This window comes from Lacticaseibacillus sharpeae JCM 1186 = DSM 20505, assembly GCF_001436225.1.
GTDB classification, from domain to species: Bacteria; Bacillota; Bacilli; order Lactobacillales; family Lactobacillaceae; genus Lacticaseibacillus; species Lacticaseibacillus sharpeae.
The window spans coordinates 20,742-45,622 of sequence record NZ_AYYO01000012.1; the positions used below are offsets into that span (position 1 = coordinate 20,742).

At 56.4% G+C, this 24,881-nt stretch carries 22 protein-coding genes; 14 read left to right on the forward strand and 8 right to left on the reverse strand.

Features of this window, described 5'->3' with window-relative positions; genetic code table 11:
• Positions 1 to 72: 72 nt before the first annotated feature.
• From FC18_RS03950 to FC18_RS03990, 9 genes are all read left to right on the forward strand, one after another.
• A complete protein-coding gene (locus FC18_RS03950; protein ID WP_056975502.1) occupies positions 73 to 795 on the forward strand; it encodes an ABC transporter ATP-binding protein in 723 nt (240 codons plus the stop codon).
• Positions 796 to 2,001: an ABC transporter permease gene (locus tag FC18_RS03955; protein WP_054680001.1), complete on the forward strand. Its 1,206-nt coding sequence runs from the start codon at positions 796 to 798 to the stop codon at positions 1,999 to 2,001.
• A 110-nt stretch (positions 2,002 to 2,111) separates the two neighbouring features.
• On the forward strand, positions 2,112 to 2,765 hold the full coding sequence (locus FC18_RS03960; RefSeq protein WP_054680003.1) for a TetR/AcrR family transcriptional regulator: 654 nt from the start codon (positions 2,112 to 2,114) through the stop codon (positions 2,763 to 2,765).
• 306 nt (positions 2,766 to 3,071) lie between these two features.
• Positions 3,072 to 5,321 (forward strand): ribonucleoside-triphosphate reductase, adenosylcobalamin-dependent, encoded by a 2,250-nt coding sequence (gene nrdJ / locus FC18_RS03965; protein WP_056975505.1) that lies wholly within the window; start codon positions 3,072 to 3,074, stop codon positions 5,319 to 5,321.
• A gap of 142 nt (positions 5,322 to 5,463) precedes the next feature.
• On the forward strand, positions 5,464 to 7,311 hold the full coding sequence (locus FC18_RS03970; protein ID WP_056975508.1) for a heavy metal translocating P-type ATPase: 1,848 nt from the start codon (positions 5,464 to 5,466) through the stop codon (positions 7,309 to 7,311).
• 134 nt (positions 7,312 to 7,445) lie between these two features.
• Positions 7,446 to 7,676 carry a heavy-metal-associated domain-containing protein gene (locus tag FC18_RS03975; RefSeq protein ID WP_054680006.1) on the forward strand — a complete coding sequence of 77 codons (231 nt, stop codon included), beginning with the start codon at positions 7,446 to 7,448 and terminating at the stop codon, positions 7,674 to 7,676.
• Positions 7,677 to 7,735: 59 nt separating this feature from the next.
• Positions 7,736 to 8,296, forward strand: coding sequence for a ferritin-like domain-containing protein (locus tag FC18_RS03980; protein ID WP_054680009.1), 561 nt, complete (start codon positions 7,736 to 7,738; stop codon positions 8,294 to 8,296).
• 63 nt (positions 8,297 to 8,359) lie between these two features.
• Entirely contained in the window at positions 8,360 to 9,034 is a 675-nt protein-coding gene (locus FC18_RS03985) for a Crp/Fnr family transcriptional regulator (RefSeq protein ID WP_056975510.1), read from the forward strand.
• A gap of 130 nt (positions 9,035 to 9,164) precedes the next feature.
• Positions 9,165 to 9,380 (forward strand): hypothetical protein, encoded by a 216-nt coding sequence (locus FC18_RS03990; RefSeq protein ID WP_054680012.1) that lies wholly within the window; start codon positions 9,165 to 9,167, stop codon positions 9,378 to 9,380.
• Between the two features lie 46 nt (positions 9,381 to 9,426).
• Here the strand turns inward: FC18_RS03990 and FC18_RS03995 are convergent, their stop codons facing one another.
• The 7 genes from FC18_RS03995 to FC18_RS04025 form a co-directional block, all read right to left on the reverse strand.
• Positions 9,427 to 10,299 (reverse strand): helix-turn-helix domain-containing protein, encoded by an 873-nt coding sequence (locus tag FC18_RS03995; protein ID WP_054680015.1) that lies wholly within the window; start codon positions 10,297 to 10,299, stop codon positions 9,427 to 9,429.
• Between the two features lie 629 nt (positions 10,300 to 10,928).
• Positions 10,929 to 11,741 (reverse strand): ECF transporter S component, encoded by an 813-nt coding sequence (locus FC18_RS04000; RefSeq protein ID WP_056975512.1) that lies wholly within the window; start codon positions 11,739 to 11,741, stop codon positions 10,929 to 10,931.
• Positions 11,714 to 13,378: an ABC transporter ATP-binding protein gene (locus FC18_RS04005; protein WP_056975514.1), complete on the reverse strand. Its 1,665-nt coding sequence runs from the start codon at positions 13,376 to 13,378 to the stop codon at positions 11,714 to 11,716. The genes FC18_RS04000 and FC18_RS04005 overlap by 28 nt, the downstream gene beginning before the upstream one ends.
• 18 nt (positions 13,379 to 13,396) lie before the next feature.
• Complete coding sequence (locus FC18_RS04010) at positions 13,397 to 14,338, reverse strand: energy-coupling factor transporter transmembrane component T (protein WP_054680558.1); 942 nt, start codon at positions 14,336 to 14,338, stop codon at positions 13,397 to 13,399.
• Positions 14,335 to 15,591, reverse strand: a complete 1,257-nt coding sequence (locus tag FC18_RS12235; protein ID WP_056975516.1) for a DUF4430 domain-containing protein — start codon at positions 15,589 to 15,591, stop codon at positions 14,335 to 14,337. Before FC18_RS12235 ends, FC18_RS04010 begins: the two co-directional genes overlap by 4 nt.
• Positions 15,584 to 16,981 (reverse strand): prenyltransferase/squalene oxidase repeat-containing protein, encoded by a 1,398-nt coding sequence (locus tag FC18_RS04020; RefSeq protein WP_054680549.1) that lies wholly within the window; start codon positions 16,979 to 16,981, stop codon positions 15,584 to 15,586. Before FC18_RS04020 ends, FC18_RS12235 begins: the two co-directional genes overlap by 8 nt.
• A 333-nt stretch (positions 16,982 to 17,314) precedes the next feature.
• Positions 17,315 to 17,857 carry a phenolic acid decarboxylase gene (locus FC18_RS04025; RefSeq protein WP_054680547.1) on the reverse strand — a complete coding sequence of 181 codons (543 nt, stop codon included), beginning with the start codon at positions 17,855 to 17,857 and terminating at the stop codon, positions 17,315 to 17,317.
• A gap of 139 nt (positions 17,858 to 17,996) precedes the next feature.
• On the opposite strand from FC18_RS04025, the gene FC18_RS04030 reads away from it, so the two are divergent.
• The 4 genes from FC18_RS04030 to FC18_RS04045 are packed head-to-tail and all read left to right on the forward strand — an operon-like array spanning position 17,997 to position 20,866.
• Positions 17,997 to 18,554 carry a PadR family transcriptional regulator gene (locus tag FC18_RS04030; protein WP_054680544.1) on the forward strand — a complete coding sequence of 186 codons (558 nt, stop codon included), beginning with the start codon at positions 17,997 to 17,999 and terminating at the stop codon, positions 18,552 to 18,554.
• Positions 18,554 to 19,549, forward strand: a complete 996-nt coding sequence (locus FC18_RS04035; RefSeq protein ID WP_054680542.1) for a hypothetical protein — start codon at positions 18,554 to 18,556, stop codon at positions 19,547 to 19,549. The genes FC18_RS04030 and FC18_RS04035 overlap by 1 nt, the downstream gene beginning before the upstream one ends.
• An 18-nt stretch (positions 19,550 to 19,567) precedes the next feature.
• Positions 19,568 to 20,611 (forward strand): hypothetical protein, encoded by a 1,044-nt coding sequence (locus FC18_RS04040; protein WP_056975518.1) that lies wholly within the window; start codon positions 19,568 to 19,570, stop codon positions 20,609 to 20,611.
• A gap of 21 nt (positions 20,612 to 20,632) precedes the next feature.
• Positions 20,633 to 20,866, forward strand: a complete 234-nt coding sequence (locus FC18_RS04045; RefSeq protein ID WP_054680533.1) for a hypothetical protein — start codon at positions 20,633 to 20,635, stop codon at positions 20,864 to 20,866.
• Positions 20,867 to 20,925: 59 nt separating this feature from the next.
• Here FC18_RS04045 and FC18_RS04050 read toward each other — a convergent pair whose 3' ends face one another.
• The gene (locus FC18_RS04050) at positions 20,926 to 22,830 is read right to left on the reverse strand and encodes a M13-type metalloendopeptidase (RefSeq protein ID WP_056975520.1); all 1,905 of its coding nucleotides are present in this window, start codon (positions 22,828 to 22,830) and stop codon (positions 20,926 to 20,928) included.
• 289 nt (positions 22,831 to 23,119) lie between these two features.
• Here FC18_RS04050 and FC18_RS04055 point away from each other — a divergent pair, with 289 nt between their 5' ends.
• Positions 23,120 to 24,088, forward strand: coding sequence for a hypothetical protein (locus tag FC18_RS04055; protein WP_054680530.1), 969 nt, complete (start codon positions 23,120 to 23,122; stop codon positions 24,086 to 24,088).
• Positions 24,089 to 24,881 lie beyond the last annotated feature (793 nt).

Consider the following 24,881-nt stretch of genomic DNA (forward strand, 5'->3'; position numbering starts at 1 on the left):
TTTTGGCAGCATGCGCCTAAAAAAATCACCACTTGGTCCCGACTGACCGAGTGCAATCAGGAAGTGTGAATTATGGCTGAACCATTAATTGAAATGAAGGACCTCGTCAAGAAGTTCGGGAACCAGACCGTGCTCAAGGGGGTCAACCTGGCAGTTTACCCCGGCCAAATCGTTGGCCTTATCGGACCATCTGGGGCCGGCAAATCGACCGTGATTAAGACCGCGCTCGGGATGGAAGTTGCGGACGGCGGGGACGCCCGCGTACTGCAGACCAAGATGCCGAACCGTGAACTGCTCGGCCGGATTGGCTACATGGCGCAGGACGACGCGCTGTACGAGTCCATGACCGGGAGTGAGAACCTGACGTTTTTCGGTAAGATGAAGGGTGTGGACAAGCACAGTTTGCCCGCAGCCATCACGCACGTGGCCAGCGTCGTGGATCTGAATGAAGACCTGAACAAGCGTGTTTCCGGCTACTCCGGGGGGATGAAGCGGCGTTTGTCACTTGCCATTGCGCTACTCGGCAACCCCGAACTGCTGATTCTGGACGAACCGACAGTTGGGATTGATCCCGCACTGCGGCGCCAAATTTGGGCGGAACTTGCCCGGGTTCGTGAAGACGGGCGTGGTGTGCTGATTACGACCCACGTGATGGATGAAGCCGAATTGACCGATAAGGTGGCACTGCTGCTGGACGGCAAAATCATGGCATTCGACGAACCAGTTGTTTTGAAGACGGAATACAAGGTGGACACAATTGAAGATGTCTTCTTGAAGGCTGAGGGGGTGGAATAAATGCGGACATGGGCAATTGCTAAGCGGGTTGTCACCGAACTTCTGCGGGATAAGCGCACACTGGCACTGATGTTTGTGGCACCAATTTTGATTTTGTTCTTGATGAAGCTTATTTTCGCCGCTAATTCCACGACGAACGTGAACATCGCGACGGTTGGTGTACCAAGTAATGTGCGTACCGAACTGAACGACGTCAAGCACGTTGCGGTCACGCGTGAGGGCAACCTCCAGAGCGCGAAGAAGGAAATGAAGAACCAGAGTGTGGACGCAATCATCCACAAGACGGGTGATAATAAGTACACCGTCACGTACGCGAACACCGACGCCACCAAGACGACGATGACCAAGGCGGCATTCAAGGCAGCACTGGCGGCGACCGGTGTGCAGCAGATGAAGACGACCGTGAAGAAACTTAGCGGCGCCGTTACCAAGCTGACCGCGACGGTAACCAAGCTTTCCGCCGCCCAGGCAGCAGCACAGGCGAAGGCGACCGGGCAGGCACCAGCAGCTGCAAGCACCACGACGGCCAAGGCCAAGACGGTCACCATCAAGAAGGCTGCGCAGACCAAAATCACCAACAAGTACGATTACGGGGACAAGGACACTGGGTTCTTCGACAAAATCGTGCCGATCCTCATGGGTTTCTTCGTGTTCTTCTTCGTCTTCCTGATTTCCGGGATGGCACTGCTGAAGGAGCGCACCACCGGGACGCTCGACCGCTTGCTGGCAACACCCGTTAAGCGCAGCGAGATTGTCTTCGGCTACATGCTCAGTTACGGGTTGCTGGCGGTCGTGCAGACCATCATCATCGTCCTCGTCACGGTTTACCTGCTCGGCGTGGAAATCACGGGGAGTTTGGCCGCGGTCATGCTCATCAACCTGTTACTCGCACTCGTGGCGCTGGCCTTCGGGATTCTGATGTCCACGTTCGCGCGGTCTGAGTTCCAGATGATGCAGTTCATTCCCGTCATCGTGATTCCGCAAGTCTTCTTCTCCGGGATTATTCCGCTCGACTCCATGGCGGATTGGGTGCAGAAGATTGCCTACATTTTGCCGCTGAAGTACGCCGGCGACGCGATGACCAAGGTCATTATGTACGGGCAGGGCATCACCAGTCTCGGCTTTGACCTCGGCATCCTGCTACTGTTCCTGGTGGTATTGACATTGCTGAACGTCCGGGGGCTGCGGCGGTACCGGAAAGTCTGATCCGGCCCAGCTTTTGCACGGCAAATAGCATATAATATTCTCTTGTAGTCTAAACCACACCCTGATGCACAGCACTGCATTGGGGCATTGGTGTCTAAGTGGAGGTAATGATGGCAAAACCGACAACAGTTAACGAATTCTTCGTGCAATCACTTGCGACGGACAACACACTGACGGTCAAGCAGCAACAGATAATCCTCGCGGCCGTCGAGCTGTTTGCCGCCAAGGGCTTTGATCACACCACCACCAGCGACATCGCCACCAAAGCGGGCGTGGCAGAGGGCACTGTGTACAAGCGGTACAAGACCAAGCGCGATATTCTGGAAGAAATTATGCGCCGCTTCGTTCGCGACGTTGTGCCCCAGGCGGCTCACGAATTCGTCAACGATGAGTGGACGAATTCGCACGGCGGTCTGCATCAATTCTTGGTCGAGCTGATTGGCAACCGGGTGGACTTCATCGTGGCCAACTTCCCGTTCATCAAGATTATGGCCAGTGAAGCATTGAGTAACGCGGAGATGCGGAACCAGGTGCTGAGTAAAATTGGCGTGCAAGCAATGGGGGCAATCTTGCCCCACCTGCAGGAGCTGCGCAAGCAAAAGCAGATTGTCGACTGGCCGGATGATATGCTCATTCAATTCGTGGTCGCGACGATGATTTCCCTCGCCCTGCGCCTGATTGTGGATTTACCGGTTGCCGATATCGAGCAGCAAAAAACATACATGGTCAGTTTCCTCGAACGGGGATTGGCGGTGCAGAAGTAACCTTGGCGGGGGCCAGCAGCAATATCTGCTGGCCCCCGTTTTTGGTGTACAAACAGTTTTTGCAACCCTGACACCCACAATTTGTAGTGGGATGTCAAGCAGTCGCCACAACATCTGGGAAACATTATTCGACAAATTTTTTTATTTTAGCCGAAACACGGTGACATCTTGCTTTTGTTACCCTCACCACAACAGTTAGTGTTTTTGTTCCACAAATTGCCAGTTTTTCCACAATATATGGTGTATCTTTGATTGTGCATTACAGATTTGGTTTGTGACCAAATCCAATTTAGGAGGTACATATTGATGGCAACTGAAACCGCCGTTCGCGTTAGCTTAACTGATGATTTTGTGCAAAGCGTCGTCGACACCGTCAAACCCCACTGGGGGGAACTCGGCTGGGTGACCTACAAGCGGACTTATGCGCGCTGGGTCGAGAACCTGGGCCGCACCGAGAACTGGGACGAGACCGTCCGCCGCGTGGTTGAAGGCAACATTAACCTTGATCCCCGGTTGCACGCAGACGAGGTTGATCCCGATGTGTACGCCGAGCTGACCGACGAAGCACAGCAACTTTTCAAGCTTGTCTACGGGCTCGCGGCAACTCCTAGTGGCCGTAACCTCTGGATTTCGGGTAGTGATTATCAGAAGCGTAACGGGGACGCCCTGAACAACTGCTGGTTCGTCGCGATTCGGCCCCAAGCATACGGACACAGTCACATCGTGCCGGAATATCTGGATGAGCAGACCGTGGCGCCATCCATGCCGTTTTCCTTCATGTTCGACCAGCTCATGAAGGGCGGCGGGGTCGGATTCTCCGTTGCCCCGGAGAACGTGCAGCAGATGCCCGTAGTGGACCAGCGGATTGATTTGGCCGTCATTATCGACAAAAGCAGCAAGGCCTACGATGAATCAATCGCGTCGGGGGCCGTGGACAAGGACGCCTGGCTGGCGGCGAACAACATTGATGACGCCATCAGCTACCGTCTGCCGGATACGCGCGAAGGCTGGGTCATTGCGAACGCCTACCTGATCGACAGCCACTTCAAGGGGACCAACCCTAGTGGCAAGACCACGCTCGTCTTGGATATCAGCGACATCCGGGCCCGTGGTGCGAAGATTCATGGCTTCGGCGGGACGGCTTCCGGCCCGGCGCCACTGGTGGAGATGCTCGGTGACATCAACGCGGTCTTGAACGACGCGGTGGGCAGCACGCTGACCTCCGTGGACGCAACCGACATGGGCAACCTGATTGGCAAGACCGTCGTTGCTGGGAATGTCCGCCGGTCCGCCGAAATCGCACTGGGCGGTGCAACCGATTCCGCCTTCATCACGATGAAGCAGGACAAGGACAAGCTGTATCACCACCGCTGGGCGTCCAACAACAGTGTCCTGGTTGATAGTAACTTCACTGGTTACGATGAAGTGGCGGCCGCGATTGCCCAAAATGGGGAACCCGGGATGGTCAATCTGGAGCTCGCCCGGAACTATGGGCGCATGGCCGATGGGCGTCAGGAAGGTATCGATGGCGCGGTTGAAGGCACGAACCCTTGTGGCGAAATCTCGCTGGCTAACGGTGAACCGTGCAACTTGTTTGAAGTTTTCCCCGTAATTGCCGAGCAGCAGGGCTGGGACTTGAACGTCGCCTTCCGCATTGCGGCACGCTATACCAAGCGGGTCACCTTTAGCAAGTACGACTGGGAAGTTTCCCGGAACGTGATTGCGCAGAACCGGCGCATTGGGGTCTCCATGTCCGGGATTCAGGACTGGATTCTATCGCGCTTTGGCCACCGGGTTGTGACCGGCTATGAAGACGCAACGGACCCCGCAACGGGAGTGGCCATTAAAAAGCCAATTTATGACCAGGACGCAGTGCGTGAATTCGATGCCCTGTACAAGGGCGTCGTGGCGGCGGACAAAGAATACTCGGCGGAATTGCACTGCAACGAATCCATCAAGCACACGACGGTTAAGCCATCCGGGACGGTGTCCAAGCTGGCCGGCGTGTCTGAGGGGATGCACTTCCACTACAGCAACTACCTGATTCAGCGGATTCGGTTCCAGGAGAGCGACCCAGTGCTCGATGCGCTCAAGGCGTGTGGTTACAATATTGAACCAGATATTTACAGCCAAAACACCATGTGCGTGGAGTTCCCAGTGCGGGCGGCCCACGCAGACAATCCCGACTTCGCCTCCGCTGGCAACGTCAGCATCGCCGAACAGTTCGCGACGCAGGCATTCTTGCAGACATACTGGGCGGATAACTCGGTTTCCTGCACGGTCACGTTCCAGCCGGATACCGAAAAAGGCCAGATTGCCCCGCTGCTCAACCAGTACCGCAACGTAATCAAGTCCACGTCACTTTTGCCGTACAGTGGTGCGGGCTACCAGCAGGCACCTAAGGAACCGTTCAGCAAGGAAGATTACCAGAAGATGCGCGCTCAATTGCACGGCAACGTGGCGGCGAAGTTCAACGAGCTACACCCAGCCGACGTGAAGGATCTGGAACTAGTTGACCAGACCGACTGTGAATCTGGGGCGTGCCCGGTTAAGTAGCTTGATGTGTTTGAAGGTGCATACGCATTTGCACATATAACATTTTATTTCTAAACAAAGGCAATCTTGACGTTCGTCAAGGTTGCCTTTTCCATTCCCAGTTATGCTTGGTACATCAGTTAAGCAATGGGAGGATACAGAGATGAAACTCAATTTATGGTTCAACCAGCACAAACAGCTGCTGGCAGGCACAGTCGGCGGCCTGGTATTACTCAGCTGGCTCATCGGGTTCTTGAAGTTCGACACCGCGGCCCTAGTCGTGATGTATGTCGGTGGGGTAATTGGCACCGTGCCGATTGCTTCCCGCGCATGGAGTGCACTGCGGAACAAGACCATCAGTATTGAATTACTGGTGACCATCGCCTGCATCGGGGCATTAGGGATTGGCGAACCGAACGAAGCCGCCATCGTGACGTTCCTGTTCCTGTTCGGGGACGTGCTCGAAGAACGGACGCTGGCGAAGACGCGGTCAGCCGTCAAGGATCTGACCGAGATGGCCCCACAACAGGCCGATGTGCTGCAGCCAGATGGCACGCTTGAAGCCACCGACATTGATGACATCGACGAAGGCATGCAGGTTGTTGTGCGTCCTGGGGGGCAGGTGCCCGTTGACGGGATTGTGGTTGCGGGGACCGGGGACACACTGGAAGCGGTCATCACGGGGGAAGCTAAGCCCGTGGCTAAGGTCAAAGGCGATGAGGTCTTTGCCGGCACCACGCTTGATTCCGGCACCCTGACCATCGAAACCACGGCGGCCGGGGATGACACCACGTTCGGCCAAATCGTTGAATTGGTGGAAGAAGCCCAAGACGCGCAGGCGCCAGTCGCACGGTTCATTGATAAATTTGCGAAGTATTACACGCCCGCCGTGCTGGTGATTGCGATTATCGTGGGTCTGGTCAGCCGTGACATTAGCCTGGCCATCACCATGCTCGTGCTTGGCTGCCCTGGGGCCCTCGTCATTGGGGCGCCAGTTGCGAACGTGGCCGGGATTGGCCGCGCTGCTTCAAGCGGGATTCTGTTCAAAGGTGGCGCCACCGTTGCCAGCCTGGCCAAGGCGGACACGCTGATGCTCGATAAGACCGGGACCATTACGACCGGGAAGATGGCGGTGCACAGTGTTGCGGCCTTTAACGGGACTGCAAATGACGCACTTGGGACCTTGGCAGCGATTGAAGCGGGGAGTGTCCACCCCCTCGCGAAGGCAATTGTGCAGTACGCTGCTGACAAAGGCGCAGCGGAAACTAGTGTGCCCGACATGGAAACCATCAAGGGTCGCGGCCTTGCGAGTGCGGACGGGCAGTACCTGGTCGGGAACGCCCGGCTGCTGACCGAACACGACGTAGCGATTAGTGCGGACGTGACGGCGGCGGTCTCTGCAGCCCAGGAAGCAGGCGACTCAGTGGTCATCCTGGCTGATCATGGGGTTGTGCGCCTGGTCGTTGGGGTGAATGATATTGTGCGGCCTGACGCTGCAGCAGGGCTGGCGGCCCTGAAGCGCGCCGGTGTCAAGAAGATTGTGATGCTAACGGGGGACAACCGCACGGCGGCAGAACGCATTGCGGCCGACCTGCCAATTGATGAAGTACAAGCTGAACTGCTGCCCGCCGAAAAGGTGGAAGCAGTGAAGAAGGCCCAGGCTGCTGGAGCTCAAGTTGCCTTTGTCGGTGACGGTATTAACGACGCGCCCGCGCTGGCCACAGCCGACATCGGCGTCGGTATGGGTGGCGGGACCGCCGTTGCCCTGGATACCGCGGATGTAGTGCTGGTCCGGCCACAGTTTGAAACACTCAGTCAGGCAGTTAGCCTGGCCCGTGGTACCACGAGTGTCACCATGCAGAACATTATCATCGCGGTCGGCACGGTGGTCCTGCTACTCCTCGGCCTGCTCGTGGGCATTGTCCACATGGGTAGCGGGATGTTCGTCCACGAAGCATCCATCCTGCTCGTCATCGGCAACGCAATGCGGCTGCTGAAGCGCAGAGCCTAATTCGAAAAACTTACGCTAACTTGATTTGCATCAATTTATAAATCAACCTGGCAGCATATGATAGAACCATAGACAGCAAGCGGGAACCAATGAACGGCAACCACCACTTGCGGAATATTACGGAGGTATTGATCATGGAATTAGCAGTTATGAAGCTCGGTGCACTTACTTGCCCATCTTGCATGCAGAAGATTGAACACGCAGTCAGCGGGGTTAACGGGGTTAGCAGCGTGAAGGTCCTCTTCAACGCCGCTAAGCTCAAGGCCCAGTTCGATCCTGCAGCTACCGACGCCGACAAGCTGGCCGACGTGGTTAAGGGTCTGGGCTACGAAGTCGAATCCGTTAAAGTGAAGGAATTAGCATAAAATCTGGTCCCCGTGAGCCGACCAGTACACACATTAATTCAGCAAAAGGAGTCTTACCCATGACAGAATTCAACGCAGACATCGTAAAGAAGTACACTGACGAACAGGCCCAGGCAGAACACGACCACCACGTGCCCACTGCTGGCGCGATGACCAACCACATCTTGAGCAACCACGTCATCTTGACCAACCGGCTGCACCAGGCAGCTTGGTTCGTGAAGGGCCTCGCAGCCACCCAGCTGGCGGCGGACTTCAAGGCGACGAACGCCGAGAACAGTGCGTGGATTGACCGCATTGCCGACGCGTTGCTGGATGAAAACGAGATTCCCGCTAGCATCACCAGCGAATACACGGCCTGGACGATGCTGGAGGAACACGGCGAGAGCAAGTACCTGGATGCTGCCGGGATCATCGACGGTCTTGTCCACGACTTCAACACCGACAACCTCTTCGTGACCCGCGCAATCGCGCTGGCGGAAAAGGAAAACCGGCCCGCCTTTGCCGCAACGCTCACCGAACTGTTCGGTTGGAACAACCGCCAGATTCGCCAGTACCAGGCACTGTTAGGTAATGACGCGCGCACCGGCCTGGACGAAGAAGACGATGACGACGAGGACTAGCCGCTAGCCCGCGAACGCGTTAAGATAGCGGTAGTAAGCAGTCAACTAACGGAGGTGCCCGAAATGCATATTCATGATGCTGAAGCGTGTGTACGCTTAGTCCCGATTTTTCAAAATTTGAACCAAGCGGCCATCACGGCGGTGGCGGGGCTGGTGCATGAACGCCACGTGCATGCCGGGGACACCTTGTTTCTCGCCGGCACCGACGCCGATGCCCTGTACATCGTTGCGCACGGGCAGGTGAAGGTCACCCAGGATACCGTTAGTGGTCGGGAACAGATGTTGCGTTTGCTGCAGGCAGGCGACTTCGATGGTGAAGCCGTACTGTTCACCCAAACCGAGCATAACAACAACGCGGTGGCACTGACCGATAGTCAGGTGTGCACCATCAGCCGCGGTGACTTCCAGAAGCTGTTGCACGCAACTCCGGAGCTCGCGCTGAATGTCCTCAATGCGTTGGGGCAGCGCGTGGTCGCCCTGGAAAATCAAGCGACTGCCGCCAGCACCGCCAGCGTGGCGGAACGTCTAGCGAACTACCTGCTGGAGACCAGCGCTGCGATGGGCAACGCGAAGTTCGATCTGCCACTTAGGAAGAAGGACCTCGCCTTGTACCTTGGTACTTCGCCAGAAACTATCAGTCGCCGGCTAACCACCTTCGCGGATGAGGGCCTGATTAAGCAGCACGGCCGCAGCGAGATTGAGATTCTGGACAGTGACGGTTTGTCATTGGTAATTTAAAATAAACGGCGCGGTGCCGCAGGTTTTGACCTGCAGCACCGCGCCGTTTTTACGGAAGTTTAACTTGCTATTTCGAACATTTGTTTGTATAATTGTTCTAGCAATTATAAGATGGAAGGACAGATGATTCATGGCACAAACTGAGTATTCAGCGGAAATGGCCCAGGCCCACCTCGCCGACATTGTGCGGGTGGCCAACGAAAAGGGGCAAGTGATTAAGGTTACCGGGACTGATGACCGGCCCGCCGCCTTCATTGTGCCTGAAGCATACTGGCAAGCATTGCAGGCCACCCTGACCATGGTTAACGGTGGCCGGGTGTTCCCCGTGCAGCACGAGGATGATTAAAAACGACCCGTAGCAACAGGATTCCCTGCTGCTACGGGTCGTTTATTTATAATTCAATGTTGCAGCGCTGAATCCACTTCAAGTCGCTGGAGGCCAGGTGCGGACTGCCAACGAAATCGAGGGAGCCGAGCAGGTGCTGAATAATTTCCTTTTGTTCCGGCCCGCCGTTTTCCTTGTAGGCCAGGACGGCGCGGGTCAAGTTGCGCCGGTAGTTGTTGAGGATGTCGAGCGGACTGATCTTCGTGTCTTCAATCAGGCGGCTGATGTCGCGGGCGAAGGTCAAATCATCGGTTTCAAGTGGCCGCATGATGGCGTTCATGATGGCGCCCATGTAGGCCTGCTGGTCGTTGACGGGGTGCTTGCGCTTGGCGAACGACCGCACCATGATGCGGTAGGCGCGTTCGGCGTGGTGTTGATCCATGAAGTAGATAAGCTCGCCACACAGCATGTATTCATAGTGGTGCCAGTCGTCGTCCCGTTCGAGGAAGGTGACGATGGCATCCTGGTCGTCTTCGGGAATGTAGAGTGTTGGCTCCTTGATCGACTGGGTCAAGGTGTCCAGGATGAGCAGGTTGAACCGGCGCAGGGGCAGGTTCATGGTGTCGGTGGCCGAACGGTAGTTGTGCAATGCCGCGGTGGCCATGGACTTGTTGCCCTTAATGAGCGAGTCGCGGATGGCGAGCAGCGCGGTTTCGAACGCGGCCCGGGACTGACTTGGCCGCAGCAGGACGTCTGCCGGGTCCATCTCCGCCGCTTCCATCGCGGGGGCGAGCTTCGAGATGGTCAGATCAATCTGCCCGCGTTCGAAGCGAGACAGTGTGGTTTCCGAAATACCGGCAGACACGTCACGAATCTTCAGTCCACGGCGCTTACGAATGTGCCGGAAAAAAGCACCCAATTTTGCTTCATGGTCTTCCATAATTTCTCCTCCAGATTAATCGGTATGCGCAACCCTCGCACACCGGATTTGCTTCTTTATACCCGTACAGTATAACCTGTGCATAGCGCTTTCCGTCAACCGGTAAATCTTGATTCGTTGTTATTATCCACGATTTGGGTACACGCGATTCATTTTTGTGACACGTTGTCAGAGCAGGCATGCAAGCAGCTTTTATGCGGAATGGTCGGGTTTTACCCAGGATATAGTTGAATATTTTCAGTTGCCAGTTCGTTATTTAATTACCCAACTTCAAAATTGGTATAGTTGTAAATAACGATTTTTTTATAATTAAAGATATTTGTCAAGACAGGCAAAGTTTGGGCAAATTAGGCTACAGGAGGCAATATAATAACGCCGATTCTGAACGATTAGGCAAGGCTTTGTTATTGGAAAAGTTCTGTCTATGTTGTATTAACGTGCAAGATTGTGATTAGGTCGTTACTTTAAATGCAAAAACGCCAATTTTGAGGCGGTATTGCCGGCGGGACAATGTTGACGTAAAGGTTGCAGAACACGCAAAATGAATGTGTGAGGCAATTTTGTCATTTCGTCGCAAATTAAAACGCGGTCGCTGCGCACGACCGCGTTTTTTACATATCTGCAAATAATTAACGCTCGGTAAACACGCCGTACTTAGTCTGCACCCGCGCCAGTTTGCGCAGCACGGGGATGCCGAGGACGACCAGGAACAAGACGGTGGCGCTGGCGTGCACCAGATCCATGGGGAAGCCGGAGAGGTAGATTGCCAGCAACGTCATTTTGTTCACGACCCCACCGTACATGATGATGGAGGCGGGGTTCATGATACCGCCATACACGAGAATGACGCTAAAAAAGCCGAAAATAGCCAGGCTGATACGGTTCGGGCGCAGGAAGTTGTGCCACGCCAGCCACCCGGCCAACCAGCCGATGCAGCCAAAGCCGAGCATTTGCCACGGCGTCCATGGGCCTTGGGTGAAGAAGATGTTCGAAGTGAGGGCGGACAGCGCGCCGACGAGGAAGCCGACATCGCTGCCAAAGGCCACGCCGCTGACGATGACGACCGCAGCAATGGGCTTGAACTGCGCGAGCATGAAGAAGGCACTGCGGCCAGCCACGGCGAGTGCGACGAGCACCGCGATGACGACCAGCTCGCGGGCGGTGGGGTGCCGGCGTTCAAAGCGCAGGCAGACGGCGCCAAAGGCTGTGCCCATCAGGAGCAGGCTCGTCAGGAGGTAGTGCCGCTGCCCGCCATGGATGCCGACTGCCAGGATAACGGCGATGACCAGCACGGCGACCAGTGTGCGCACGAGCGATTGGGCCCGGCGCGGGTGGGCAAATACGGGCTTGGGGTTGCGCGGCTGGGCGTTCAGTGCGGCGTGGGGGACGTCTTTTTGGTCCGCGTACAGCTGAGTTAGGAATTCTGACTGTGCTTTAGGCATGCGGCCACCTCCTCAAACGTGATGGCGCCGGGCCAGATGTCGCGGCCGATGCGGCTGGCGGTGGTGGTGTAGAAGCTATTGGCGGCGAATAAGTCGTGGGTCGGCGACTCCGCCACGATGGTGCCATCGAACAGCAGGCCAATGTGGTCGGCATGCTCCGCGATGAAATCCAGGTCGTGGGTGACCATCACCAAGGTCACGCCATTTTTTTGCAATTGATCAAGAATCGTTCCGACTTGCTGCTTAGTGAAGGCATCGAGCCCCTTAGTTGGCTCGTCGAGGAACAGAATCTTGGGCCGCAGCAGGATGACCTTCGCCAATGCCAGCAATTGCTGCTCCCCGCCGCTGAGGTCAAAGGGGTGGTGGTCAAGCAGCGGCCGCAGGTGACACAGGTCGGCGGCGCCACTGACCACAGCTGCAGCGCCCATGGCTGGCTGCACCATGTTTGCCGTTGCCAGCAATTCCGCTTGCACGGTGGCGCTGGCGAATAAGGTGGTGGGGTCTTGCGGCAACACGGCGAGAAATTCGCGGTACAGGTCGGCCTCCTTGTAGTGCGTCAACTTATTGCCCGCCAGCGTGACTTTGCCGCTAGTGGGTTGGCAGATGCCACTGAGGAGTGTTAACAGGGTGCTCTTGCCCGCCCCGTTGTTGCCGATGATGCCATACCAGCTGCCCTGCTGGACGGTGAGATTCACGTCGGTGAGTACGTCCGCTTCGTCGGCAGCGAACCGAAAAGCGAGGTGCTTAGCGGCCAAAAAAGGGGTGGTCGGTGCCGGTGCGACCGGTGCGGGCAATGGCGCTGGGGTCAGGGACAACTGGGCCAGCCAGGAGCGGCCGGCGCCAACGGTGAGCGGAATCGTCTCCGGCTTGACGGGAGCAGTGCCCGTGCAATACAGCCGCGTGGCGGTGGGCAGCGCCGCAAAGAGTGGGTCGCCCGTCGCGTGCAGTTTGGCCGCCACTGCCCGCGGCGTACCGGCGGCAGCGATGGTGCCCGCCCGCATCATCACCAGCTGGTCGGCCCACGGCAAGATGTCCTCCAACTCGTGTTCCGCCAGCAGAATGGTGGTTCCGAGCTCGGTGTGCAGGCGCACGAGAATTTGGATGAACGTCTGCTTGGCCAGTGGGTCGAGTTGCGCGGTGGGCTCGTCCAGTAGCAGTAGTTCGGGACTCAGCGTCATTACACTCGCCAGGGAGACCAGCTGCTTTTGCCCGCCAGACAGACTGCGCACATCGCGGTCCAGCAGTGCCCCAATCCCGAAGAACGTCGCCATTTCGGCAATCCGGGTGCGCATCGCGGTGGGGCGAACACCAAGGCTTTCGAGGCCAAAGGCGAGTTCGTGCCAGACTTTGTCGGTCGCAAACTGGGCGTCGGCGTGCTGATTCACGTAGCCAATTTTGCTGGCTTGCGCGCGGTTGTCCAGCGCGGCTAACGGCTGATTTTGCCAGGTGATGCTGCCAGTGCTGGTGCCACTGGGTAATAATACGCGCTTCAGTTGCCGCAGCAGCGTGGTTTTGCCGCTGCCGGAGCGCCCGAAGAGCACCGTGAAGCTGCCCTGGGCCAAGTCGAGGTTGACGTGACTGAGGGCGGGCTGATTATCTGGATAGCTGAATGAGTAATCGTGGATGGAAATGAGCATGAGCAGGGTCTACTTTCGTTAATCGTGATGGGACGCAAAATATGGCGGGTAAGTGGGCGCGGCCGTCGCGTGCTGCCGGCGGGTGCGCGCTTGTAGGTACATGCCGCTGGGCAAAAGCGCGAGGATGGCAAAGGCGACACTGCCAATGACGGTCCAGCGATTCCACCCGACGATGATGGCGGGATTGTATTGGGTTGCAAGTCCCCCTAAGTGCCAGCTCAGCAGGATCAGACCGGTGGCGGCGGTGATGATGCCAGCAAGGATACGGTCATTTAGCCGCCAGTGGTAGCACGCATACGCGGTGCGCCGGCCGGTCCCGTAGCCGCGGGCCCGCATGGAATCAGCGGTGCGGACGGCACTTTCTAGCGCCCATGAGGTCATGATGGAGAACATGTTTGCCGCCTGGTGGAATTTCGCCCGCCACTTAACCTGACTGGGGGCGGCGCCAATGCCGCGCTGGGCTGCTTGCACCTGCCGAAACTGGTTGATAAGCAGCGGGACGAAGCGGAAAATCAGGCTGAGCAAGAGCCCAATCGCGGGGAGAATCCGGCCGCACAGGAAGACGATTTTGTCCCGCGTCATGACGGCGTTGATGACGACGAACCAGCTGATGCCGACCGCAAGTACGCCGGCGAGCACGAGGCCGTACACGATGGCTTCCAGCGTGACCGAGTTGCCGCTGTTCAGGGTCACAAGCAGGGTGACGCCATTGTGGTTGAAGGATGCGTTGATGATTGTCACCACAATCATACCGGGCAGGATGAAGGTCAGCAGCAGCCGCGCAACGTGTCGCCAGCCGCGCAGGATACTACCATAAATGGCGGCGCTGATTAGCGCCGCCATTAATACGAGGGGGTGGAGGCAAAAAGCCGTGACGCCCAGGATGATGATGAAGTATGCTGCCTGGATAATTGGGTGGGCTTCGCTAAATGGATCGCGGTGACCACTAAAAGTTTTCAATAGTTTGAACCACCTATGTCGGCGCCAAGTTCAAGGGTGTATTGCCACTTGATGGTCGAGCCGTTCTTCAATGAGTTATACGCGGAACAGCCGTAGTTTGGGAACCAGCCGTCGACGGAATACATCCAGCCGGACGCGGACCCACCGTCGAATTCGTACAGGTTGTTGATGCCCTTGATGTAGTAGGCATTGTACATCGGTGTGTAGCGGGACTCCATCTGGATGCCGTGGGCGCGGGTGACGGTCTTCAGCACGTCGTACACCGATTCGCCCGTAGTGAACTTAACCTTGGTCGGGGGCAGAATCCAGCCGTCCGCCGGAACGTATGCCCGCTTGTTGCTGTCGATGTCGCTGAGGTGCTTGGCCGCAGTGGCGGCGCTGATGGAAATGGTGACGGTTGGCGCCGCGCCATTCTTAGCCGCCGTGCTGGTTTTGGTGCTTGCCTTGGCCGCCTTGGTGCTGGTCACGTTGGCGGTGCCAGCAGTGACAGCCTTACGGGAACTGGTTGCGGCGTGCTTGCTACTGGAACTGGTGCTGGCTTTGGCGGCACTAGTACTGGCGCTGGTACGCTTAGCGGAACGACTTACACCGCTTGCCTTGGCTGCTTTGACCTGCGCTTTGGTGCTGGCCGCCTTTTGCGCTGACTTCTTGGTCGCCACGTCGGCTTTCTTGATGACCTTGGCCTTATTCTGCTTGCTGGTGCCGACGATATAGAACGTTTTGCGGACGGCGGTGACGCGGAAAGCTAGCTTGGTGCTGTTGGCCGTACGTTTGATGGTCACGGGCTGATTTGCAGCGAGTTTTGCGTGTTTGCCACTGAGCAAAACGGCGGCAGTGGCGGACCAGTGCTTGGGGATGGTGATGGTCAGCGTGGGACTGCCAGCGAGGTAGAACTTCTCGAGTTTGAACCCGAGGACATCACTGGCGCCGGCGACCTTGGTTAATGCATGCTGCTTATTTTTGGTCGTCAGTTTGAGCCCGAGCTTTTGCTTCGTCGGGTTCTTGACCTGCGCTGCGGTGTAATCCCAGCGGTAGGTGATACCGTCCTTGGTTTTGCCGGTGAAACTGAAATCGTGACCAGATTTGCTGAGACTGGTCATCTTGGCGGCTGACACCACGCCGCTATTTGCAAGCTTGACGACCTTGGGCGTGTTAGTGCCGCTCGCGCTGGTGCTGGCGGCGGCGTTCTTACCGCAGCCGGCCAGCGTGAGGACTAACCCAAGGGCGAGGAGCCACTTTGCTTGTTTACGCATTGAAGCGAACCTTCCTTCCAATCACGAAGACGAGCCCGAGTAGTGCGAGCCCGATGGCACTCAGCAGCAATGCCGAGCTGGTGCCCAGCTGGGGTAGTGCTTTGCCACTAGTCTGTTTGGCGGTTGCGGCCGGCTGGGACTGGTTGCTTGCTGCGCCGCGCTTCTGCTTGGTGGCCGCGGCCGCGCTGGTTGCGTCGGTGGCTGGTGCTGTGTTCGTGTCGGCCTTGGCACTGCTGGTGGTTTTGGCCTTGGCGGTGCCGGACTTGGTTACAGGTGCGGTTGTTTCCTGCTTCGTGCTGCTGGTATCAGTCTTGGCCTTGGTGGCAGTTGTCTTCTCCGGATCTTTTGCGGGCGCCGGCGTGGCAGCTTGGTGCAAATCGGACATGTCGTACAGGGAAGTTTGGCCATTCAGGAACCGTTCGTAAGCGACCAGGGCGTAGAAACTCTGCTCGGTGGCCATACCGTCGACCGCGCCGGTTGGGGTGTGCTTGAAGCCGGAGCCGGCGATGTGGAAGGCCAGAATGTTGTCGAGCAGGGTGTGGCCGTTCTTAGTGAATTCTGCGTTCACGGGATTCACACCCAGGGCGGTGAGGGCAACAACAACCTGGTCAGTGGATTCGACGTTGACGGTGCCGTATGACGTGTAGCCGCCATCGGCTTGTTGCTCAGTGCTCATCACCTTAACGCCGCGGTCGATGGCGGCCTTGACGCTTGCCTGACTCTTGTACGGCGCCAGTGCTTGGATGGTCATGGCCGTGATGTCCACGTCGGCAGTACTGCCGTAGAGGTTCCAGCCGCCACCTTGAAGTTCTTTGCCCAAGATGTAGTCAACCAGACTCTGCTTGGTGTTTTGCGTGCCGTCTGTAGCCGTCGGGAAGTTGTAGTGCGGATTTGCGTCAACGGCGAGCAGCGCGAAAATGGCGCCGTTAAGCCCCTGCTTCGTCACATCCTCCAAGCTGGACATGTGCGCGAATAGGTTGTTGCCGGCAACGTCTTCGGCATTGCCGCCCAGGGCGGTCACCGCCAGTGCCACGCGGGCGTAATCAGTGTTGTTGCCGTAGCCGAAAGCCTTGCCAGCACTTAACGTTGCGCCAACTGTTGCTAGGTACTTGGTGGCAAAAGTGGTGTTCTGGGCGCCGCTGCGGGCATAGCCGAGCACCATCCATTCGGGTACGTCCTGCATCAGGTCGGAACCGTTCGTCGCCAGGGTCGTCAGCTGGTTGTCTACGTATGTACTGGTGTCGCTGAGGGCAGACTTAACGCTGGCGGTTTCGGTTGGCGTGCTGGTTGCTGCAAGCGTGGGCGTCGCCGCTGGGCTGGTTAAGGCCGCGCCGCCCAGCAGCAGGCTGGAAGCGACGAGAATCTTCGTAAATAGGTGTTTTGCTGACATAATTGCTCTCCTTGAATATATTGCGGAATTTATTTTGGCGGCGCGGGGTGCTTTGTTCGCCGAGCACTTGGGCCAGTTAATTCGAATTAACACTACATATGGTATTCCGCTGCTAAATAAAACACAATCCAATGTGGTGCACGGTTTTGCGTAACATTACGGAGCAGATGTGGATTGCAGTTAGTGACGACCGTTATCGCCGGGAATTGGCGCGGCCAAAATAACGCGAAACAATTTTGCTAAATTCAGCACAAAAAAATCTGCCGCAATTACCACCCTGAGTAGGGGGTAATTGCGGCAGATTTCGGGAGCTTTAGGCCCGCAGTTTGCGGTTTAGTGCTTAGCTGCGTGCTTGTAGTCGTCCGTGTAGAACTTGCCGGCACGGATGTCGTCGGTCATGCCAGCGTAAGGCGCCTCGTTGATGACGTCGTTGTTGTTCTGACCAGCGTCGCCAATGTAGGTGATGTGGGCGAATTCAGGCACAACGTACTTTGGGTAGGTCGCGTACTTTTCGCGGCTTTCTTCCATCAGGTCAATGTGTTCGTTCTGGTAGGTCACCGTAATTTCAGGGTGCTGCTGAACCCAGTTGGGGAAGAAGATGGTCCCGTTCAGCTTCTTTTCGTTAGGTACGAAGTCCAGGGCCACGTCGGTCCCAGTTGGTTCGGTCCAGGCAACCTTGTAGATACCGGGCACGAGCATCACGATGTTGGCTTCCTGATCGGTGACCCAGCGGCCAGCAACCATGCCGCCGTGGATGCGGTAGTCAACGGTGTGGTCGTTCTTAGCGTACCATTCGTATTCCCAACCGTTGTCGTAGGTGTAGATGAAGTGGGTGCCGAGGAAGTCGTCCAGGGTCTTGAATTCTTTTTCAGTCATTTGTAAGTTCCTTTCTGTTTGTGAACCAGTAAATATCAACGTGTAATTATATACATGATTTTGAAGACCTGATTATAGTATAATGATTTCAGGAAAAGGTCAAGCAAAGTTTTGCGGACCAACAATCGGAGGAAGAGCATTGGCGCAACGCAACGTTCTACAATACGTCATCTTAGGCTTACTATCGCAGCACGAACGCACTGGTTATGAGCTGTCGGCGGCCTTCACCAACGAAATCGGTGAGTTCTGGCAGGCCCAACACAGCCAAATCTATCCGCAGCTGGGTAAGCTGGAAGACCAGGGGTTCATTCAGCACGAGAAGGCACTGGCGGGTAAGAAGCTGGAGAAAAAAGTGTACCGACTCACGGATAGCGGGCGCACGTACCTGAACGACTGGGTGGGCGACGCCACGACGGCGCTGCCGGTGACCAAGGATGAATTCGCGCTGAAACTTTTCTTCATTAAGGATGCTAGCGACCCGCGGCTGCCGGGCATGCTGCAGGAACAGATTGATCTGCACCAAGAATGGCTCGCCCATTTGACCGTGCGGATGGGCGACCTGTTCACGAACGCTACGCAGCGGGCAGCAAACTTCGGCCACTACCTGGTTTTGAGCCGGGCGGTTGAACGCGAAACGGATTATTTGCGCTGGCTGCAAGAAACGGCGGCTGGGTTAAGTAGAAAGGACCATCAGTGATGAGTAACACAGATGTTCAGCGCGAACGCCTGCTGGCGAACACGAAGACGTGGATTCATGATTTTCAGGGTAACATCTCCCCGTTTATGGTCGGCGCACACGAGAATACGGCCAGCAACATGGTGCCAGACGTGCTGACTGCGCTCACGGAATACATGTACGATGAATTTGGACGCGATCAGCGGCGGTGGACGGGCGCAACGATGCGCCAGGCCCTGGATGAATTGCTGCCAATCTGGACGGACAAGTATGGCGTGAACGTCTTTGAACTGACGGATTTCATTGAGGATTACTTCATGTACCTCGAAGATAGTCACCACCTGAACAACGCGGCCACGCTTGTGGGTGCCGCTGATGACACAACTTACGGGTTAGAGTTTGCCGATGGTCAAGGCGATGATGATGGACTGCAGGCAGATTTGGAGCAACCCGTCGCGATGGTCGCGGCGGCGCGGCATTTGCCCGTGCCGATTGGTGAGCAGGAAACCGTTGCGTTTATGAATAAGTACGCGGCTGAAATCGTGCTGCTCGCCGATGATTTGACGCTCAAAGAAGCGGTGTCGCTGTCGATGCCAGCTGATGCGACCGACCTGAAGCAGTTCGCACATGACTTCTACCGGGATTATGTCCTTCCTGACCTTGATATTGAGGGCATGTTGGCGGACGCGGGGATGCCGCCACTGACGGACGACGAGGACAAGTCGAAGCTGTCGGAAAACGATATTCTGATGACCATGGTCGAACAGAGCCTGATGAACGATTCCACGCCCCTGTCGCAGGACCAACGGACACAACTCGCGTCCCGCATTGACGGCGACCCGATGCTGACCCCCGCGGCCCAGCGCCGCTTTGTTGAGCGCCACCAAGCCGTCATGGAACAATACTTCGGCGTGCCGGCCGCGAAGACTGTACCGCACAACAAGCACGGCAAGGTGATTGATTTCGCCACCGCCAAGCGCAGACTAGAAGCGGCAAGTAAAGCCAACAACGAATAGAAAGAGATTAAACCAAAAATGACTGACGTAACCCCAAAACAAATTGCAACGCTGACGACCAAGGTACACGGCTGGCTGCAAGAATTCCGCAAGAGCGAGATTTTCGCGCAGAACGTGGCCGCAAATCCCGGTGAAGCGGACATTATTGACCAGGTCATGGTCACGTTCGCAACGGAAATGCTGACTGAATATGACCGGCAGCCATCCCGCTGGACGGTCAAAACGGTGCGGGAATTGGTCACCAGTCGAGCTGCCAGCTGGGCCCAGCAGTTTGCGACGGAAGAATTCCCCGTCGACGCCGATGTTGTCCGCGATGAGATTGGGCTAGTGCTGAACTTTTTGGCCGTAGCTAAGCTGGTGCGCGGCGTTGAACCAATTGCCAAGATGCTTGGGGAACTCGACGCAGACACATTAATGGGTGCGTCTGAATCCGTGACCGCTACTGATAACGATGATTCAGTAATCGAAGCAACAATTAGTGAACACATTGGGCAGACGTTCCAGCGCGTCCAGAAGTTCTTCAAGCTGCCGGATGTGGAGAACGTTCAGGACGCAACGTTTGCGCAGGCCCATTTTGCCGACATTGTGCTGCTGGCTGAAGGGACGTCATTCATCGATCTGGCGGTGCTCGCAAGTTTGACCCTCAGCGATGGGAGCCAGGATGATTTCGTGACTGACTGGCTCCGGGAGAACGCGCTGCCCGAAATCAACGTGGCCCACCTGAAGCAGGTGATGGCGCCAATTTTTGCGGCGCACCCCGAGCTGTCTGATGACGATGTGATTCTAGGCCAGATGTACGGGGACATGGAACCTGTCAGTCCAGCCACCCGCCTGGCAATCGCGATGCGCTGCGAGCACCTTGACCTCGGGACGGCGACCATCGAGGACAAGATCAAGTTCCAGCAGGCCCACCGCCGTGTGCTGGCGGAACTGCCGGACGTCATGAACTACCTGCCCAAGGAACAACTGTCCCGGGGCGAGCGCGTGCGGCGCGGCAAGAAGAACAACGTCCTCAGCTTTGCGGCGGCCAAGAAGCTGGCCAAGAAGAATAAGCGTAAGTAACCCCCGATAAGGAGCATTGATATGAAGCAAACAGTCTACGTAATGGTATTCGCCAGCCCCGACCAGGTCGCCTCCGAAGTGTTCGCCAAGCAGGCGGACTGCCAGGCGGCCTTCCACAAGATGGTGCAGGACATCATGGCCCACTATGGGGATGAACCGAGTCTCGATATGGTGCTAGAAGACGGCGACAGCGAAGGCAACTTCGAAGACGGCTACGGCATTACCGTGCAGTGGGCGGCCAAGGACGTGCAGTAATTTGCCCAGCTGCAAAAAAAGAACTCCGCAATTTTTTGCGGAGTTCTTTTTGCTTTTAATTAACGGTTCCAAATCTGAATCCGATTGGCAGGGTCCATGTACATGCCGTCGCCAGGTTTGACGTTAAAGGCAGTGTACCACTGGCTGAAGTTCTTGACCGGCACGTTCACGCGCAAGGTTGCGGGGGCGTGGACGTCCTGCATCAGGATGGTCTTGGCGAATTCAGGCCGCATCTTGGTGCGCCAGGACAACGTGTAGGCCTTGAAGAATTCCTGCAGCTGCTCCTTGGTGACATCTGGGCCGAGGATACTGAGGGCCACGTCCATCCCGGCGTTGTCGGCGAGGTTCTCGCTGACACAGAGCTTACCGTTGACCTTGACGCCTTCGTACTCGAGACCGTCGAACTGGACGGCCATTTTCGCGGTGTCCTTGGCAAAAGCGGCTTCGTCTTCGGGGGTCCACCAGTTCTTCATGTTGCCCTCGGCGTCGAATAGGGCACCGTTGTTGTCGAAGGCGTGGGAGATTTCGTGGCCGATGGTTGCACCGGTGCCGCCAAGCTTAGCGGCTAGGCTCCAGTCGAGGTCGTAGTATGGTGGCTGCAAGATACCGGCCGGGAAGAGAATGTCGTTTTTGGTCGGGTCGTAGCATGCGTTGACCATGTGGCCCGGCATGCCCCAGACGCCGCGGTTAACGGGCTGGTCGACCTTGGCGAAGGCGTCGGCTTGGAAGACTGCCGCCATTTTTTGCACAGCAGCAAAAAGGGTGTCGTCTGTGTCCACGTGGAGCTTAGCGTAGACGGGCAGTGCCTGGTCGGGGTAACCCATCTTGATCTTCATCGTGTCGAGCTTCTGCAGCGCCTTTTCCCGGGTCGCATCGCTCAACCAAGTGTTATTGTGCAGTTGCACCTTGTATTCGGCGATAATCTGCTTGACCAGGTTGGTGATGTCGGTTTTAGCTGCCTCCCCGAAGTAGATGCGCCCGTAGTAGATGCCCACGGGTTCAGCCATGAAGCGGTTCGTGAGGCGGAACGCACTCTTTTCCTTGCTAATCGCCTCGGGCTGACCCGACAGGAAACGGCTGTATTCGCCGCCGATGATACGTAGTTCGTCGCTCAGGTAACCAGACTGGTCGATGAGTTCGGTGACGATGGCGTAGTGCAGGAACTCGGTGTAGTTGTCCGCGTTGAAGAGGGTGGAGAATTTACTGAAGGTCTTCGGCGTGTATTCGTTCAGGTGCTGGGGGTCGGCCTTGAGCTGGGCCCGCACTGCTTCCGCGAATCCGGTCCCGGCAACCTGCTGGGTGAAGTCAGCCCAGGAAATTGGGTTGTTCAGGTTCTTGACCTCGGCCGCTTCCTCGTTCGTGATGGTGAACTGGGCGGAGCGGGCGTCAAAGGCCAGAGCATCCTTGATGTACTGGTCGGCATTTGCCGCCGTAATCCCAGCTTGCAGCAGCAGTTTCTTGGCCATGGCGGACCAGGCGGCGAACATCTGCTGGTTGCTTTCACTGTCCTCCTTGTAGAGGGCGGCGTCAGGCAGGATGGTGTCGATGGCCGCGAAGTTCAGGATGTCAGTGGTGGCATCGTTCAGGTTCGCCTCAATTTGCATTTCGGCGGGCATCTGGTAGCCATCCTTTAGTAGTTCAGGGGCCGCGGCGATGAAGTCATCGAGGGTGGACAACTCGAGCAGCCGCTGAATGCGGGGCAACACGGGCGCGATGCCGGCCTTGTCGCGGGCCGCGTAATCGCTCGCCTTGATGTACAGGCGCGCTGCCGTGAGCAGTTCCTGATCATCGGTTTGCTTACTGCCATCGGCGAAGGCAGTAAGGTCGCGCCGCAGCTTCTTTTCGATTTCGTCGGTGAGGTCGCGGTCGGCGCCCACCATGGATTTGTCCGCGGGAATGACAGTACTGTTTTGCCATTCACCGTTGATGTTCATGTACAGGTCGTCTTGAATTCTAACGGTCATGTTGGTTCCTCCAAAGATTATTTTAATGCGCTTGCCACCAGTATACGCTTTCGGGCCGGTGGGTGCCAAAAATCCGCGGCGACGGGCGCGGATGTGGAGCAAATAATCCACTGCGCGCCAAATTTGGCGCCAAAAATTGCGGCTCAGCGCGCGTTTGATTAACAAATGCCAAGTTTTCGCCAAAAATTGCTGCGCGTGGGCGGTAAAACATGCGCAAACGCGAAAAGATTGGTAGAATGTAATCAGCACATTTCGTGGTGCCCAGTGCACCTAGGACGATGGAGGAATTATGACACCAGAGCAGATTGAACGAGTATTAACCACTACAGACGGTTACCTGACGGATTACGCCGCAGCCGACCGTGAACCAGTACTCGGCGACAAAGTTGTAGCAGCAGACCAGTTGCGCGTAGTTGTGCGGGCGTTCACCAAGACAATGGCTGAAGATTACGACCGCAACATTCGTAGCTGGACCGCACGCGATGCCGGGACCATTATGGCTGACCACGTCCAGGAATGGAGCGAGGCCCTGAACCTGACCGGCACCGAGATGGCCGCACTGCTTGGGGACTACGTTGAATTCCTGGCTGATGAGCACCACATCCGTTCCGCCAAGGCCATCGCCACCGCCATCATGAAGGCCGGCGTGGGTTCCGATACTGCGGACAAGAAGCCTGTTGACCGCAGCCGCGTCGACACGCTGCTGCAGGTGATGCGTGGGTTCTTCAACGTGGACGCCAGTGTGAGCGACACGGACATGCTGCAGGCCAAGTTGCCTGAAGCTATCCTCATGGGCTCGGGCCTCACGTTCACCGACCTCGCATTGCTGGCCCAAATTGCCAGCGGCGACGCGGACTTTGACCTCAAGGGCTGGCTGCACGACGTTGTGCTGCCACTCTTCAACCTCACCCGCGTTAAGGAACTGCTGGAAGAGCAGCTCGGCGAGAAGCTCAGCGATGATGCCGTTAAGAACTACGAACTGACCAGCCTGCGCGCCAGTGATGGCGAGGTTGTCAGTGACCAGCGTTTGGCGATTGCCGCTGTGATTGCGGGCACGCCACTTGTGACCGGCAGCATTGATGAAGTGAACGCACTGGCGAGTCGGTACCACGACGTCATGGTCGCCGTGCCTGACCTGGCGAAGTTCGTTGCCAAGCCTAAGCCCGAGAAGAAGGCCAAAAAGCGCGACCTGCGCGTGGGGCTGAGCATGAAGAAGGCCAAGAAGCTGCGCAGCAAGAGCAAGAAGCACAAGAAGTAAGATGATAATGCGGGCAGGACACAATGTTGTCCTGCCTTTTTTATGCACAAAAATAGCACCGAACCCATTTTCCGCTGGGCCGGTGCTATTCTCGTACGCACGGAGTTACGTGTGCGTATTTAGGAGGTCTATCTAATGAAACATCTACCATGAAAGCTAACACCTACAGCAAAGATTTTTGTGCCCCCATTGCCTAACTGTCTGCGCAGTATCGAGGGTATGAACCTCAGATTTAAAGGCGGACTCAACGCGTTAGGCGCCGAGGGGATCCTGATGGTGAAAATGTTCACTGCCGCTGCGGTAACTACCTGCGCAGTGCTGAGGGTATGAACCTCTAGCTTAAAGGTAGGTTTAGACCGTTACCGTCGCTGCGTTACTAGTTGCCACGACCGGGATACTCTTGTTTGATATGAAACCCGTTAAAACGAAACTACTAAGATGTTCATGTCCCGGAGGAGTTTTCCGCCTCCTCCTTAATTTAAGTCTACAGGGTTGCCCCAGGCGATTGCAAGCGAATACAAAATTATTTTTACCCTTTTGGCCGAGATGAATCTATATTTTTATATCTGTCCCTTCGTGAGTAACGGCAGGCTTATGATACTATCACATCTGTTATTTTCAAATCTACGGCACATCCTGGCCTAGATTTAGTTGCATATGTGCAATCTTACGCTGACCCTTGATTAATTGTCGCAAGCAGTATATAAATATAGGTAATTAGGATAATAATTATTCCAAGGTAAATTTCAAGTACAAGTTAGCCACTTCTGAAAATAACATCTAAATCAATGCG